18 protein-coding genes are annotated in these 16,089 nt (G+C 45.0%); 6 read left to right on the top strand and 12 right to left on the bottom strand.

Annotation, left to right across the window (positions count from 1 at the left end):
- Window positions 1–122 precede the first annotated feature (122 nt).
- Window positions 123–572, top strand: a complete 450-nt coding sequence (locus ACIH2S_RS09825) for a hypothetical protein (protein ID WP_036956555.1) — start codon at window positions 123–125, stop codon at window positions 570–572.
- A 101-nt stretch (window positions 573–673) separates the two neighbouring features.
- Here ACIH2S_RS09825 and hemB read toward each other — a convergent pair whose 3' ends face one another.
- Window positions 674–1,651, bottom strand: coding sequence for a porphobilinogen synthase (gene hemB, locus ACIH2S_RS09820; protein ID WP_036956556.1), 978 nt, complete (start codon window positions 1,649–1,651; stop codon window positions 674–676).
- Between the two features lie 247 nt (window positions 1,652–1,898).
- Complete coding sequence (gene ribA / locus ACIH2S_RS09815) at window positions 1,899–2,495, bottom strand: GTP cyclohydrolase II (protein WP_036956569.1); 597 nt, start codon at window positions 2,493–2,495, stop codon at window positions 1,899–1,901.
- Window positions 2,496–2,724: 229 nt separating this feature from the next.
- On the opposite strand from ribA, the gene ACIH2S_RS09810 reads away from it, so the two are divergent.
- From ACIH2S_RS09810 to yciH, 5 genes are all read left to right on the top strand, one after another.
- Window positions 2,725–3,435 (top strand): phosphatase PAP2 family protein, encoded by a 711-nt coding sequence (locus tag ACIH2S_RS09810; protein WP_108478093.1) that lies wholly within the window; start codon window positions 2,725–2,727, stop codon window positions 3,433–3,435.
- Between the two features lie 154 nt (window positions 3,436–3,589).
- A complete protein-coding gene (locus tag ACIH2S_RS09805; RefSeq protein WP_006659765.1) occupies window positions 3,590–3,907 on the top strand; it encodes a LapA family protein in 318 nt (105 codons plus the stop codon).
- 6 nt (window positions 3,908–3,913) lie between these two features.
- The gene (lapB, locus tag ACIH2S_RS09800; RefSeq protein WP_036956558.1) at window positions 3,914–5,086 is read left to right on the top strand and encodes a lipopolysaccharide assembly protein LapB; all 1,173 of its coding nucleotides are present in this window, start codon (window positions 3,914–3,916) and stop codon (window positions 5,084–5,086) included.
- Window positions 5,087–5,131: 45 nt separating this feature from the next.
- A complete protein-coding gene (gene pyrF, locus ACIH2S_RS09795; RefSeq protein ID WP_036956559.1) occupies window positions 5,132–5,869 on the top strand; it encodes an orotidine-5'-phosphate decarboxylase in 738 nt (245 codons plus the stop codon).
- On the top strand, window positions 5,866–6,192 hold the full coding sequence (yciH, locus tag ACIH2S_RS09790) for a stress response translation initiation inhibitor YciH (protein ID WP_036956560.1): 327 nt from the start codon (window positions 5,866–5,868) through the stop codon (window positions 6,190–6,192). The genes pyrF and yciH overlap by 4 nt, the downstream gene beginning before the upstream one ends.
- Window positions 6,193–6,273: 81 nt before the next feature.
- Here the strand turns inward: yciH and osmB are convergent, their stop codons facing one another.
- From osmB to ACIH2S_RS09740, 10 genes are all read right to left on the bottom strand, one after another.
- Window positions 6,274–6,480 carry an osmotically-inducible lipoprotein OsmB gene (gene osmB / locus ACIH2S_RS09785; protein ID WP_006659769.1) on the bottom strand — a complete coding sequence of 69 codons (207 nt, stop codon included), beginning with the start codon at window positions 6,478–6,480 and terminating at the stop codon, window positions 6,274–6,276.
- 228 nt (window positions 6,481–6,708) lie between these two features.
- The gene (locus tag ACIH2S_RS09780; protein WP_108478094.1) at window positions 6,709–8,652 is read right to left on the bottom strand and encodes an exoribonuclease II; all 1,944 of its coding nucleotides are present in this window, start codon (window positions 8,650–8,652) and stop codon (window positions 6,709–6,711) included.
- Window positions 8,653–8,773: 121 nt separating this feature from the next.
- Complete coding sequence (gene nth, locus ACIH2S_RS09775; RefSeq protein ID WP_036956562.1) at window positions 8,774–9,415, bottom strand: endonuclease III; 642 nt, start codon at window positions 9,413–9,415, stop codon at window positions 8,774–8,776.
- A 19-nt stretch (window positions 9,416–9,434) separates the two neighbouring features.
- Window positions 9,435–10,151, bottom strand: coding sequence for an electron transport complex subunit E (locus ACIH2S_RS09770; RefSeq protein ID WP_108478095.1), 717 nt, complete (start codon window positions 10,149–10,151; stop codon window positions 9,435–9,437).
- The gene (rsxG, locus tag ACIH2S_RS09765; protein WP_036956566.1) at window positions 10,151–10,780 is read right to left on the bottom strand and encodes an electron transport complex subunit RsxG; all 630 of its coding nucleotides are present in this window, start codon (window positions 10,778–10,780) and stop codon (window positions 10,151–10,153) included. The genes ACIH2S_RS09770 and rsxG overlap by 1 nt, the downstream gene beginning before the upstream one ends.
- 9 nt (window positions 10,781–10,789) lie before the next feature.
- Complete coding sequence (gene rsxD, locus ACIH2S_RS09760) at window positions 10,790–11,869, bottom strand: electron transport complex subunit RsxD (RefSeq protein WP_036956568.1); 1,080 nt, start codon at window positions 11,867–11,869, stop codon at window positions 10,790–10,792.
- 11 nt (window positions 11,870–11,880) lie between these two features.
- Entirely contained in the window at window positions 11,881–14,379 is a 2,499-nt protein-coding gene (rsxC, locus tag ACIH2S_RS09755) for an electron transport complex subunit RsxC (protein WP_430247329.1), read from the bottom strand.
- Window positions 14,372–14,974: an electron transport complex subunit RsxB gene (gene rsxB, locus ACIH2S_RS09750; protein WP_036952312.1), complete on the bottom strand. Its 603-nt coding sequence runs from the start codon at window positions 14,972–14,974 to the stop codon at window positions 14,372–14,374. Before rsxB ends, rsxC begins: the two co-directional genes overlap by 8 nt.
- Entirely contained in the window at window positions 14,974–15,555 is a 582-nt protein-coding gene (gene rsxA / locus ACIH2S_RS09745; RefSeq protein WP_036952315.1) for an electron transport complex subunit RsxA, read from the bottom strand. The genes rsxB and rsxA overlap by 1 nt, the downstream gene beginning before the upstream one ends.
- 87 nt (window positions 15,556–15,642) lie before the next feature.
- Window positions 15,643–16,083 (bottom strand): DUF2569 domain-containing protein, encoded by a 441-nt coding sequence (locus tag ACIH2S_RS09740; protein WP_036952319.1) that lies wholly within the window; start codon window positions 16,081–16,083, stop codon window positions 15,643–15,645.
- Window positions 16,084–16,089 lie beyond the last annotated feature (6 nt).

Here is a 16,089-nt window from a genome sequence, read left to right as displayed (position 1 = left end):
TTATTTCTCAAGTTTTTTAGCCAGTTTCTCAGTTATTGTGATAGTCAGTATTCAGAAAAAGCTCAGTAGTTTGATGGAATGAAGTGACCGCATTTATCGAAAATAGCGTAAAGGAAATCAATATGGCAAATATCAATGAAACTGATTTTTTCAAGGGTGCATTATGGGCGGCAGACATTCTATTAAGCACTTCACATTGTGCGGGTGCGAATGATGAAGTTCGTGACATTTTAGAACATATTCCGAATCTTTATTCAGTTGTCATGAGAACCCCAGAAACCGAAGTCCATGATTTAAGATTATATGCAGATAAAGAGTTCCCATTAGGCTTGAATGCCGAGTACACCGCAATTTCTATTGCACCACTAAAAGATTTCTTTGATATTTTGCCTGTCACCGATCACGAACTTGATTGTGAAGCTATGGATATCGAAACATGGGGCGTCGTTGCTGACCTTGCAAATGGTAAAAAAGATCTCCTGATTGCAGGGCTACTGACCCCAGAAACAGCAAAAATGTATGCAGACCGGCTATCCGAGCAGCTAGAATTCCAACAGAAAAAGGCGAGTTAATCTTCATATCGTTGAATAAATGAGCGGAAATGAACAAAAGAACAAAAACGCCGATACTGTATTTATATCCAGTATCGGCGTTTTATTATCTTAAAGAGAGACTACAGGATCTTATTTTCAGCTAATTGCAGTGCGAAATAAGTAAAGATTAAATCTGCTCCAGCGCGTTTAATGGACCCTAAGCTTTCTAACGTGACGCGAGTTTCATCAATTGCACCTGCTTGCGCGGCAAATTTGATCATGGCGTATTCACCACTGACTTGATACGCACCAATAGGCAATTGGGTACACTCACGTAGGTCACGGATAATATCTAAGTAAGCACCCGCGGGTTTTACCATCAGCGCATCTGCGCCTTCTTGCATATCAATCAGCGACTCGTGCAGCGCTTCACGGCGGTTCATTGGGTTCATTTGGTAAGTCTTACGGTCACCTTTTAAACATGAACCTGCTGCATCACGGAATGGGCCGTATAGAGCTGATGCGAATTTCGTGGAGTAAGACATAATCGCTGTATCGGTAAATCCTGCTTCATCAAGTGCATGGCGGATTGCGGCAACTTGCCCATCCATTGCAGCAGAAGGAGCGATAAAGTCAGCACCGGCACGCGCAGCAGCAACGGCTTGCAGACCTAAATTATGGATAGTTTGGTCGTTATCAACCACATCACCGTGCATCACACCGCAGTGGCCGTGAGACGTATATTCGCAAAAACAAGTATCCGACATCACAATCATTTCTGGGACGGTCTCTTTACAGATACGAGACATACGAGCCACCAGACCATTGTCTTGCCATGCATCGCTACCATTTTCATCTAAGTGATGAGACACACCGAAGGTCATAACAGATTTAATGCCGGCTTTTGCAATACGCTCAATTTCATAGGCTAAGCGTTTTTCTGGAATACGCACAACGCCAGGCATACTCGCAATCGGTGCGTAATCGTCTAAGCCTTCTTCAACGAAAATAGGCAAGCATAAGTCATTGATGGAGAGGTGGGTTTCTTGGAATAGGTCGCGGAATTGTTCACTTTTACGCAGTCTTCTCATGCGCTGGATGGAATGCAGGTTATTCACACTATCTCCTTGGTAGACGAAAAATAGACATTTCCCATTCGGATTATTATGTGGGAATGTTCCACTCTTATTTTTCGGTGTATTTAATTATGAATGGTATTAAGTTGTGAACAGTATAAACCTTATAAAAAGAATGTGAATATAGCACTCGTCAAATGTTATGGATTCGACTGTTATGATGAAAATGGGAATTAAGGCAAGAATAATAGGAAGAGCAAGGGACACTCCTCCTGATTGAGAAGGATAATTATTGGTGCTTAAATAACATATGACCCATTTTTTGTGCTTTCACATCTAAATAATGTTCATTGCTAGGATTTCGTCCAACAATTAATGGCACACGTTCAACGACGTTGATACCCGCTTCACGCATAATATCAATTTTTTTCGGGTTATTAGTCAGTAAGCGAACTTCATTAATGCCTAATAATTTATACATATCAGAACACAGGGTAAAATCACGTTCGTCGGCTTTAAATCCTAATTTTAGGTTAGCTTCAACGGTATCTAATCCTTGGTCTTGCAATGCATAAGCACGGATTTTGTTCAGTAACCCAATATTACGACCTTCTTGGCGGTGATACAGCAGTACCCCACGGCCTTCTTCACTAATTTGCTTGAGCGCAGCTTCTAATTGAAAACCACAGTCACAACGTAAACTAAATAATGCATCGCCAGTTAAGCATTCGGAATGAATTCGACTGAGTACTGGCGTTGCGCCTGTAATATCACCAAAAATCAGCGCGACGTGGTCACGACCTGTTGCGATTTCTTCAAACCCTACCATTAGGAATTCACCGAAAGGGGTAGGTAGTTTGGCTTCGGCAATACGTTTTAGCTGCATATTTTCTTTCATTAGTTAAAGTAACTCTTGCTGAATTAAACACGTAAATCGATATGGTACTAAAGTAATATGGTCACTAAAGTTAAATATATCGATGCTATATGACGTTTGCATATAGAGTCCGGCATTCTTTGCACACAGCCGACGCTATACTACTATAACAGAGATATTTGCAGGCTATGTAAAATTTGTTAATTAGGAAATAATTAAAACGTAAGGAATATTCTAGATGAGAAAGAGTGCCTACCTTATCGCAATAAGTGTCATTTTTTTGCTGTTACCGCCGATAGTTATGATAGCCACAGGCTGGCAGTGGACTCCTGAGCATCAGCCATCGATGAAATGGCTACTTTGGTTGACGGATAGCGCGGGATTGCCTTATAGCTATGTGACGTTTGTATTTTTAACTCTTTTAACGTTAATCGTCTTTCGTCATAAGCGGAATCAATGGCTAAAGTTGCTGGTGGTTATCGCATTATGTATTCTCGGTGCGCAAGGGGTGAAATCCTTAATGAAAAGCACCTTCCAAGAACCGCGTCCCTATGTGGTGTGGCTGGAGAAAACCTATCAAATTCCCCATCAGGAATTTTATGATTTAAAACGTGGGGCGCGAGCGGATTTAATTAAAAATACCGTGAAGTCGAATACGCTTATTCCTAAATGGCAGCGTAAACATTGGCAGGCAGAAACGGGCTACTCATTTCCTTCAGGTCATATGTTCTTTGCTGCGGGATGGGCATTGCTATTAATTGCGCTGTTTTGGCAACAACGTCAATATGCATTGGGAATCATCATATTATGCTGGGCGCAGGGCATCGGATTAAGCCGTATGCTACTAGGAATGCATTGGCCCCTTGATATTATTGCCTCCACGTTGATGAGTGCGCTTTTCGCGTTGTTAGGTTACTGGATATATCAATCTCGATTCTTAGAGAAATGAATTTAACGCTAATCGGATTATCATGATGAAAAAGGGCGGTTTTTAGAGCGAATACTCTTGGCAGGCGAATAATTTACTTTGTCTGAATGCGCTGAAAATGCTACCTTATCAGAGATATGTTTTGGAACGATAAGAACTGATAACGGGAAAAAATGTGAAATATTTTCTGATTTTATTACTAGCGGTCGCCGTTTTTATTGTGTCGATTACGCTAGGTTCAAGCAATGATCAGGTTATTACATTTAACTACCTGATTGCAAAAGGGGATTTTTCTTTATCTTCCTTACTTGCAACCTTGTTTGGTGTCGGTTTTGTGCTGGGGTGGCTGGTGTGTGCGGTGTTCTATTTGCGTACCATTGTTAGCCTTAAGAATGCACGTCGTAAAATTAGACGTTTAGAATCACAATTAGGTGCTGGAGAGAAAACTATTTCTGACTCAACCGAATTAGTGACAGCTCAGAACAAGGAATAATCCTCAATGTTCGAGTTGCTTTTTCTGTTGCTACCTGTTGCCGCTGCATATGGCTGGTACATGGGGCGCAGAAGTGCTCAGCAAGATAAGCAGCAGCATGCAAATCGCTTGTCCCGTGACTACGTGACAGGCGTCAACTTCCTATTATCTAATCAACAAGATAAAGCCGTTGATTTATTCCTCGAAATGCTCAAAACGGAAGATAGCTCCGCCTTTGAAGCTCACTTAACTCTCGGTAACTTATTCCGTTCTCGTGGCGAAGTTGAACGCGCGATTCGTATTCACCAGTCGCTGGTGGAAAGTGCCGCGCTTTCTTTTGAACAACGTTTATTAGCCACTCAACAGCTTGGTCGCGATTATATGGCCGCGGGTGTGTATGACCGTGCCGAAAACATGTTCCAGCAATTAACCGATGAAGTGGATTTTAAACAGAGTGCGCTGCAATCTTTGTTATCGATTTATCAGTTAACCAGTGACTGGGGTAAAGCGATTGAAACGGCAACCAAGCTGGTGAAATTAGGCTCTGAAGAGTTACGGGAACAAATCGCCCATTTCTACTGTGAGTTGGCGACTCAAGAATTGGCGAGTGATGATATCGACGAAGCCTTAAGCCTATTAAATAAAGGCGAGCAAGCTGACAAAAACTGCGCACGCGTTTCGATTATGAAAGGGCGTATTTTTATCGAGCAAGGCAATTATGATAAAGCGATTTCTTCCTTAGTGCAGGTTTATCATCAAGATAGAGAACTGGTGTCTGAAACGCTGCCAATGCTGTACGAATGCTATCGACACACTGGGCTGGCGGAAGGCTGGGAAACCTATTTGCGTCAATGTGTTGATGGAAATACAGGGGCAATTGCCGAGCTTTATCTCGCCGATATTATTGTTGAAAAGCAGAATCATGAAGCGGCTGCTAGCTATATCAATGACCAAATTCAACGTCATCCAACCATGCGCTTATTCTACCGTTTGATGGATTACCATCTGGCGGAAGCGGAAGAAGGTCGAGCCAAAGAGAGCTTGATTTTGCTGCGTAAAATGGTGGGTGAGCAAATTCGTACTAAACCGGATTACCGTTGCCACAAATGTGGTTTTACCTCCCGTTCGCTCTATTGGCACTGTCCATCTTGTCGCTCTTGGGACACCATCAAGCCAATTCGCGGGCTGGATGGTCAGTGACAGCGTCACTTTTAATTTCTGACAATACTCAATAAAGGCTATGAAATGATCTCCTCAACTGAGAACCTCGTTCGCGTAAACACTGACTCGCCTATCATTGTGGCTCTAGACTATGAAACTGCAGATGCCGCACTCGCATTTGTTGATAGGATTGACCCGCGCGACTGTCGCTTGAAAGTGGGCAAAGAAATGTTCACATTTAATGGTCCTCAATTTGTTAAGTCACTCCATGACCGTGGTTTTGATGTTTTTCTGGATCTTAAATTCCATGATATTCCGAATACGGTTGCTCGTGCAGTTTCCGCAGCGGCAGAAATGGGCGTTTGGATGGTGAATGTTCACGCTAGCGGCGGCGCACGAATGATGGAGGCGGCACGCCAAGCTCTTGAAAGTTATGGTAAAGATGCTCCTTTATTAACGGCTGTCACCGTATTAACCAGTATGGATGCATCGGATTTAGCGGGTGTTGGTATTAATTTAACGCCGGCAGAGCATGCTGAGCGTTTAGCGCTGTTAACTAAGCAGTGTGGTCTTGATGGCGTCGTGTGCTCAGCACACGAAGCAAAAGCGCTAAAAGCAGTATGCGGGCAAGAATTCAAGTTAGTCACGCCAGGTATTCGTCCTGTAGGCAGCGAAGTGGGTGACCAGCGTCGTATTATGACCCCACAACAAGCGATTGAAGTAGGTGTCGATTATATGGTAATTGGGCGTCCGATCACCCGTAGTGAAGACCCAGCGCTGACCCTACAACAAATTAACCAATCCATTAAGGATATCGCATGAGTGACGCTAACAGCCGTCTCGTCTATAGCACAGATATAGGACGCATTGAGGAAGAAAAACCGAAAGCCGAGCGTCCAAAAGGCGATGGTATCGTGCGTATTCGCCGTGAAACATCCGGTCGTAAAGGCAAGGGGGTTTGCGTTGTGACGGGCTTAGATCTGGATGATGCGGAATTGACAAAGCTGGCCGCTGAATTGAAGAAAAAATGCGGTTGCGGCGGTGCAGTAAAAGATGGTGATATCGAAATCCAAGGTGATAAGCGTGACTTGCTGAAACAATTACTTGAAGCTAAAGGCTACCAAGTTAAATTGGCCGGTGGTTGATTAGCAATATTTAAAAAATAACCATCCTAATAAAAATGGGGGAAATTATTCCCCCATTTGTCATTAAAGTGTGTGTTAAATTTACTTCTTCACTTGATGTCCAATAATCCCGCCGATAGCCGCGCCGCCTACTGTGCCCAGTGCGCTTCCATCCGTTAATATTGCGCCTCCAACAGCACCGACAGTCGCTCCAATCGCTGTGTTTTTATTCTGTTTTGACATATTTGAACAAGCACTGAGACCCAGTGCCACCGTTGCGATAATGACAAAAGAGAGGATGCGTTTCATGATGTTTACTCCAACTTATTTTTATAATGATAATTACGTATTAGCATATAGCCAAAATAAAATATCATGAAAAAAGAATAGGCGGATCGGAATAATCAGAAAGAAATGTCAAGAAACGTTAGATGTTTAACATTAAATGCTAACCTATTCATATTGAATGTATTTTGACCAAACGAAAAAAGACCATCACTTAAGGTGATGGCCTTTTTGATACGAAATGGAGAATGACTACGCGGCTGGGCGAGCCACGATATTACGGGTTTCCATACGCACTTCGGCGATATTGACATCAATAATATCGTTTAATTGATAGGCTTTTTCGCCTTTGATCAACACACTGCCAGTCTCTTGGCTGCACTGAATTTCATCACGAACACTGTGCAGGAATGGCGCAGGAATAAAGGCAACGGCGCCGTTATCCACTAAACGTACACGCACACCACCGCGAGTAATATCGATAATTTCCGCAGGGAACTTAGTATCAGTGCCTTCAAACGGTTTCAGATAGCGGGAATATAACCAATCACCCACATCGCGCTCAGCCATACGGTTAGCACGGCGGCGTTCTGCCAGCTTAAGGGATAACTCTTCGCTTGGTTTTTCGGGTGTTGGAGCGCCCGCAATAATCGATTTCAGCAAACGGTGGTTGACGATATCGGTGTATTTACGAATTGGCGATGTCCATGTGGCATACGCGTCAAAGCCTAGACCAAAGTGAGGACCCGGATCCGCTTTCACTTCCGCAAAAGTTTGGAAGCGACGAATACGACTATCTAAGAATTGAGTCGGCTGTGAATCCAAGAGGCGACGTAATTGACGGAAACCTTCAAGGGTTAATAGCTCTTCGCCTTTTGCTTCGATGCCATTATCTTTCAAGGTCTGAACCACTTGTTCGATTTGCAGAGGTTCAAAGCCCATATGGACGTTAAATATACCGAAACCTAATTTGTTTTTCAGCACGTTAGCCGCACATAAGTTAGCGGTGATCATCGCTTCTTCAACAATGCGATTTGCAGTACGACGGCTTTCTGAGACGATATCCACCACGTTGCCATTTTCGTCTAAAACAAAACGGTAATCCGGTCTATCTTTGAAGACTAAGGCATTATTATGGCGCCACTGTAAGCGCTTATCAGCCATCTCTTTTAATAGCAGGATTTGCTGAGTATCAGCGTCAGACTGTGGTTTCCAAGAACCAGCTTCTTCTAACCAATCAGAAACTTCGTCATAAACTAACTTAGTTTTCGATTCAACCCACGCACTGAAGAACTCAATATTGCTATCAATGGCACCGTCTTGCAGGATCTGCGTAACGCAAACCAGAGCAGGGCGACGAGCATTAGGACGCAGTGAACATAAATCATCAGACAGTTGGCGAGGCAACATTGGAATGTTGAAGCCTGGCAGGTAGTTAGTGAATGAACGGGCTAATGCCAGTTTATCCAACTCACTACCTTCTTTGATATAACTGGTTGGGTCGGCAATCGCGATATACAGTTTCAGGTTGCCTTCAGCGGTTTTTTCGATATACAGCGCATCATCCATATCTTCAGTGCTTGCACTGTCGATGGTGACAAAGTGAAGGTCAGTTAAATCAACACGTTCTAAGCCTTCATCATCACGCTCACTTTCCACCATTGCAGGCTCAGCGCGATCTAATTGGTGACGGCGTAACGTAACCCACCACGGTGCGAAATGGTCATCACCGAAGGTAATATATTCTGTAATTTCTGCGTAGAAACCTTTGTCGCCTTTTAATGGATGGCGACGCATTTCTGCGACAACCCAGTCACCTTGCTTAAATTCATGAGTGATACCATTGATTGGGCGACAGGAGATAGCATCTTTTAGCAGTGGGTGATCAGGAATAACGAACAGGCGATTGTCGTTATCTTTCTTCTGAATTTTACCAACAAAACGGTTAAGGAATGGCTCGATAAGCTCTTCAGGCTCGGCAAATTCACGGTCTTTATCCGTATGAACAGCGGCAGAAATTCTATCCCCGTGCATCACTTTTTTCATTTGCGGCGGTGGAATGAAATAGCTTTTTTGTCCATCGACTTCTAAAAAGCCAAAGCCTTTTTCAGTGCTTTTTACCAGACCTTCGACGCGAGGTGTTTTGGCATGCAACGTTTGTTTGAGTTGCGCTAATAATGGGTTGTCTTGAAACATACTTACCGTTTATTTGATGTTGAGTTTGGCTCTATTGTTGCGTAAGACAAAGTCTTAGAGCAAGAAAAAAATGCGAATGACTTTATAACTGTGTGGAAATTCGCATCTTGGGCTAAGTTGATTAATTTTCAGGGTAAATTTTATCTTTAAACTCGCAAAGATCTTCAATGATGCAAGATCCACAGCGCGGTTTGCGGGCGATACAGGTATAACGACCATGGAGAATAAACCAGTGGTGGCAGTCGACTTTAAATTCAGCAGGAACCACTTTTAATAGTTTTTCCTCGACTTCCACAACATCTTTGCCGGGAGCAAACTTGGTGCGATTACACACGCGGAAGATATGGGTATCAACGGCAATGGTTGGCCAGCCAAAGGCGGTATTGAGCACAACGTTTGCCGTTTTACGTCCAACACCTGGCAAAGCTTCTAATGCCTCGCGGTTTTCAGGGACTTGGCTATGATGTTTTTCAATCAGGATCTGGCAGGTTTTATAGACGCTTTCGGCTTTGGTATTAAATAACCCAATGGTTTTAATATACTCTTTGATGCCATCAACGCCGAGAGCGACCATTTGCTCTGGCGTATTGGCGACCGGATAAAGTTTTGCCGTCGCTTTGTTGACGCTGACATCGGTGGCTTGCGCAGACAGCAGCACTGAAATCAGTAATTCAAAAGGGGAGCTAAATTCTAGCTCCGTTGTCGGATGAGGATTGTTATCGCGCAGGCGAGTGAGAATTTCGATTCGTTTAGTTTTATTCATTGCTCACAAAGCTTCAAATTTAAGAAATATGAGTGCCACAACCTTGTTCTTTTTGGTATTCACGAGCAGGTTGTTGACCTGATTTTAGCGCCGTGCGCTTTTTCATTTTTTCATCAATAAGGTATTTACCAGCTAGCATTAAGGCTAAGCCAATAAACGCGCCCGGTGGCAGCATAGCGAGTAAAAAGGGTGAGTCAAGGTGTAAGACTTCTATCCGTAACGATTTTGCCCATGAACCTAGCAGTAGATCAGCGCCATCGAACAAGGTGCCGTTACCAAGAATTTCACGTATAGCACCCAGTACAAACAGTGCGGCTGTTGCTCCTAATCCCATCGCCAGACCATCGACGGCAGATAAAGGCACTGTGTTGCGAGAAGCATAAGCTTCAGCGCGTCCAATGACGATACAGTTTGTGACAATCAGCGGAATAAAGATCCCCAGCGATTCATACAAACCAAACGCATACGCGTTGATCAGCATTTGTACGGCGCTCACCACGGAGGCGATAATCATCACATAAATAGGAATACGGATTTCAGCAGGAACCCAGCGACGAAATGCGGATACTGCTACGTTAGTGCAGACGAGAACGAGGGTTGTTGCTAGCCCCAAACCTAATGCGTTAGTCGCTGTTGATGATACCGCTAATAATGGGCATAAACCCAGTAGTTGTACTAATGCAGAGTTATTCTTCCATAACCCTTGTGCAAATAATTCTTTAGTTTCGCTACTCATTATTCATCCCCACAAATTGGGTAATTCGCTAATTCTTCAGGTACCGTTTGGATAAATGCCGCGGTACGTTTTGTGGCATTGACAACTGCACGAGGCGTGATTGTGGCGCCTGTAAATTGATCAAAATCACCACCATCTTTTTTCACTGCCCAATGAGGGTCTTGCGCAGACTCTAACTTTTTGCCCGTAAAATGGGTGATCCAATCAGAAATGCGGGTTTCAATTTTATCCCCAAGCCCTGGTGTTTCATGGTGTTCTGTGACGCGTACACCCAAAACATTGCCTTTAAAATCTGCACCAACTAACAAGTGGATCGCACCGGAATATCCATCGGGAGCCGTGCTTTCTAAAGCCGCTGCAACAGGCTGACCATCCTTACGGGCAATATACAGATGTCGAGGGAGTTTATTTCCCAGTATAGCTTCATTGGTGACTAGATAGCACTCTTTGGCGAGCTCATTGTCATATAAGGATTCAGGCACTACTTGGTCGAGTAATTTCTTCTGCACGATAGCGGCTTGTTCCGCAATGATATCTTTCGTTAGCGTATATACAGCGGCGCTCAGTGCAGTTGTACCCGCCGCGAACAGAGCCAAGATTGTGCCATGACGGCGCATTGTATTTAACATGCTGGCTCCTTACTTATGTCCATACGCGCGAGGCTGCGTATAGTGGTCGATTAACGGTACGGTGATATTGGCAAGTAAGACAGCAAAGGCGATGGCATCAGGATACCCACCGTAAACGCGGATCACCCACACTAAAAAGCCAATTAATACACCAAAAATAATCCGTCCTTTTGGTGTGGTTGAAGCAGTAACTGGGTCGGTGGCAATAAAGAATGCGCCCAACATAGTCGCCCCTGACAATAATTGGATTAATGGTGGGGAATAGCGGCTATCGTCAATTAACCAGCTAACCACAGCGAGCAGGGCGAGTGTTCCAATAAATGCCACGGGAATATGCCAGCTAATAATGCGACGGCTTAGCATAATTAATCCGCCTGCCAGATAGGCAAGGTTCACCCACTGCCAACCGATACCGGCTAAAGAGCCTTGCAGGATTGGTTGCTGTAGTACATCGGAAATAGAATGGGTGAGTAAGCCCGTTTTAAAGCTATCTAACGGAGTCGCTTGGCTCATACCATCAATACCGGTACGTAATTGATCCAACGTTATTCCCGTCGAGGTATGCCCACTAAAGATCACCATCAAGCTATCAAAGCCTGAAATATGCAGCTGTTGCAATTCTTGAGGCGGCAACCAGTTGGTCATTTGCACTGGGAATGAAATCAGCAATACCACATAACCAACCATCGCAGGGTTAAATGGATTTTGCCCCAAGCCGCCGTAGCATTGCTTAGCAATAATAATGGCAAATACAGTGCCCAATACAATCAGCCACCAAGGTGATAATGGCGGTAAGCTCACACCGAGTAATAACGCGGTAACAATCGCGGAATTATCTTTCAAAACAGGTAACACTGGCTGCTGGCGTAAGCGGATGGATATGGCTTCCGTTACTGCGGCGGTGACCATCGCAATGGCGATTTGGTATAAGGTTCCAACACCAAAAAAATAGGTTTGCACTGCAATGCCGGGGATAGCGGCAAGCAGAACCCAAAACATGACCTGGCTGGTGCTTTGGTTATCATGAGTAAATGGGGCGCTAGCAATTTTTAAACGGCGTGCTTTGCTATCAAGCGGTCTAAATTTCATCTGTTTATCACTTACTCTGTGGTGGTTTGTTCGTTTGATTGAGGTTCTGTAGATCGCTGAGCAGCGGCTTTCTTTGCCTTAACTCGGGCAATCGCAGCGGCAACGGCAGCTTTGCGCGGGTCGACTTCCTCAGCGGCTTCAGCTGGCGCTTCAACAACAGGCTCTGAAGTCTGTTGTGCAGCCGCTTTTTTCGCTTTTGCACGAGCAATGGCAGCAGCAACGGCAGCTTTGCGAGGATCGACTTCCTCAGCGACTTCAACAGGCGCTTCAACAACAGGATCTGAAGTCTGTTGCGCAGCCGCTTTTTTCGCTTTTGCACGAGCAATTGCGGCAGCGACGGCAGCTTTGCGTGGGTCGACTTCCTCAGTGGCTTCAACAGGCGCTTCAACAACAGGCTCTGAAGTCTGTTGTGCAGCCGCTTTTTTGGCTTTTGCACGAGCAATCGCGGCAGCAACGGCAGCTTTGCGCGGATCGACTTCCTCTACGGCTTCAACTGGCGCTTCAACAACAGGCTCTGAAGTCTGTTGCGCAGCCGCTTTTTTGGCTTTTGCACGAGCGATGGCAGCAGCGACGGCAGCTTTACGCGGATCGACTTCCTCAGCGGCTTCAGCTGAAGCTTCAACAACGGGCTCTGAAGTCTGTTGCGCAGCCGCTTTTTTCGCTTTTGCACGAGCAATTGCGGCAGCGACGGCAGCTTTGCGTGGGTCGACTTCCTCAGTGGCTTCAACAGGCGCTTCAACAACAGGCTCTGAAGTCTGTTGCGCAGCCGCTTTTTTCGCTTTTGCACGAGCAATGGCAGCAGCGACTGCAGCTTTGCGTGGGTCATCACCCTCAGCGCCGTCTGCAATAACTAAGTTATCAGATTGAGTTTGTTCCGCGACTTTTTGCGCTTGCTTAGCTCGAGCTTGGGCTTTACGCGCTTCTCTTGCTGCAATAACGGCACTATTATCCGGCAATTCGCCCGAAATAATTTTTATTGGTTCAGAGGTTGAGGCTTTCTTCGCTTTAACACGAGCCAGCGCCGCATTAACTGCATCTTTATCCGCAGTATCCACTTGAACAGCCGCTTTTTTATGGCGCTCTTCACGGGCAAGTTTTTCGCGTTCCATTCGCTGTTGTTTGGCTTCAAAGCGCAGTTTTGCTTCTGCGGAACGACGTTCCTCTTGGTCTATCTCGCGAATTTCAGCTTTTTCTTGGCGATAATATTGCACCAACGGAATATTACTTGGGCAAACATAAGCGCAAGCGCCACACTCAATGCAGTCAAACAGATTATGTTTTTGCGCTTTTTCGTGTTCGTTGCCTTTACTGAACCAATATAATTGCTGGGGCAGTAATCCCGCAGGGCAGGCATCAACACATAAACCGCAACGAATGCAGGCTTCTTCGACTGGCTTTTCACCCATTTCTTCTTGGGTAGGAACCAATAAACAGTTACAGATTTTCACCACTGGCACATTCAGATCCGGCAGCGTAAAGCCCATTAATGGGCCTCCCATAATCACCATTTGTTCACTTTCAGGTTCAAAACCAGATTGTTGAAGCAGATGCTTAACGGGAGTGCCTAAACGCGCCCAGAAGTTACCAGGCTGTTTAATCGCTTCGCCTGTCACTGTTACGACACGTTCAATCAGTGGTTGACCATCAATCACCGCGCGTTTAATGGCAACAGCGGTACCGACGTTCTGCATTAACACGCCAATTTGGGAAGAACGTGCGCCAGAAGGGACTTCCTTTCCGGTTAAGATTTTTGTGAGCTGTTTCGCGCCACCTGATGGGTATTTGGTTGGGATCACGCGTACAAAAATCTGTGAATCTATAGGCGTCAGCGCACGTTTTAATGCCTTGATAGCTTCGGGTTTATTATCTTCAATACCAATAAGTACTTGGTCTGGATTGAGTAAATGTTGTAAAACGCGGCAACCTTCAATGACTTCTTGGGCATGTTCTTGCATTAAGCGGTCATCTGCGGTGATGTATGGCTCGCACTCAGCAGCATTGATAATCAATGTTTTAATGGCATCTTTACCGCCCGCTAGCTTGGATGCTGTCGGGAAGCCTGCACCACCAAGACCGGCGATACCCGCTTGTTCAATCTTATTGAGTAAATCGGCACGTGAAAGTTGTTGGAAATTAGGCTCGGGCTGCAAAGGTGCCCAAGTATCTAAACCATCCGATTTAATTTTGACACACAGCTCTTTTAACCCTGAAGGGTGCGCAGTCACCATTGGCTCAATGGCAACAATGGTTCCTGATGTTGAGGCGTGGACAGGTACAGTACGACCGGAGCCTTTGGTAAGCGGCTGCCCTTTAAGGACGGTGTCACCAATCTTAACAATCAGTTCACCCTCAGGTCCTAAATGCTGTTGTAGCGGAATAATCAATTCGCCAGGGACGGAAGCCACTCGCATAGGCGTTTGGCTGGATTGCAGTTTCATCTCTGGCGGGTGAATGCCACCATCGAAGTCCCAAACATTATCTTTTTTCAACCACTTAAATAAATTAAGCATGGGAACCCTCTTTAACTGAAGAAAGAGGTACATCCGTAATGTTTTTAACAGGAATGGTGTTTAAATCCCATTTCCAGTTAGCGGTTGTGGTTTTAACCGGTACCATTTCAATACAATCCGTAGGGCAAGGGGCTACACACAGGTCACAGCCTGTACACAAATCTTCAATCACGGTATGCATAGCGCGAGTGGCGCCCACAATGGCATCCACAGGGCAAGCTTGAATACATTTGGTGCAACCAATACAGTTTTCTTCATCGATGACCGCCACTTTACGAACGGGATTTTGTGCCTCTTCATCGCCATCAATCGGCTGAGGATCTACGTTCATTAACTCGGCTATTTTGAGCATCACTTGCTCGCCACCAGGGGCGCATTTGTTAATCATCTCACCGTTATTGGCGACGGCTTCTGCATAGGGGCGGCACCCCGGATAACTGCATTGACCACACTGGCTTTGCGGTAAAATCGCATCCAGTTTTTCAACAATAGGGTCTTCTTCAACTTTAAAACGTAATGAGGCATAACCTAAGATCAGACCAAAGATCAGCCCGAAAACGGCTAATATGCCAATCGCAATCCACAAAGACATCATTAGAATTTCACCAAACCACTAAAGCCCATAAATGCGAGGGACATTAACCCTGCCGTGATCAGGCCAATTGACGAACCTTTAAAAGGTGCTGGGACATTTGCGACAGCCAAACGCTCGCGAATAGCCGCGAAAAGTACCATCACAAAAGAGAATCCGACGGCGGCGCTAAAGCCATAGACCGCAGATTGCAAGAAATTATGGGATTGGTTGATATTTAATAAGGCCACCCCAAGAACCGCGCAGTTAGTGGTGATCAGCGGTAAAAAGATCCCCAATAAGCGGTATAACGTTGGGCTGGTTTTTCTCACAACCATTTCGGTAAATTGCACCACGACAGCAATCACAAGGATAAAGCTCAGTGTGCGCAGATAGACTAGATCCAGTGGGATTAAGATTAACGTATCGATTAGCCACGAAGAAATAGAGGCGAGAGTCATAACGAACGTTGTCGCAAACCCCATCCCAATGGCAGTTTCTAGTTTTTTTGATACACCCATAAATGGGCATAATCCCAAGAATTTAACGAGGACAAAGTTGTTGACTAACACTGTCCCAATAAAAAGTAGAAGATAGTCGGTCATGTCATAGCCTGAAGAGAGAAAAAAGCCCAAAAACTGACCGCAGTCAGTTTAACGGAGGCTATGATATCAAAGCTATTTTTGTGATGCTTATCGATCTTGTGTGAAAGTCATTTTCACGCGTTTAGAAACTTTCATATACGGGACGAAAAAAGCAGCTCCTAAGAGTGGCCACGCGAGGATTTGTAAGGCTGCCTGGTCATCAATCGGGGAAAAAGCGAAGGTTTTTAGCCCGATTAACATTAATGCTAATAACCAGATAGTAAAACGACGGGGAAAGTGGCGAGAACGTTTAAACATCAATTGCGCCATATGCACGCTAAACAGTGACATAGCGAGGCTAATAGCAAATGATAAATACCACTGAGGAGTAATGAAACTACTCCAGCTTTCAACGGTGGTCACTATCTCATAAAACTTAATGCAGTACATCACGGTCATGCTGCAAGCAGCAAATAATGTCAGCAGTAAATAGCTTGCAGGGACTAATAGCCAGCCAGTAATGCGGTCTGCGTTATAAACAGAAGTCATAAATAA

It is taken from the genome of Providencia lanzhouensis (genome assembly GCF_050469745.1).
GTDB lineage: Bacteria > Pseudomonadota > Gammaproteobacteria > Enterobacterales > Enterobacteriaceae > Providencia > Providencia lanzhouensis.
This window is presented reverse-complemented; position numbering and strand designations above follow the sequence as displayed.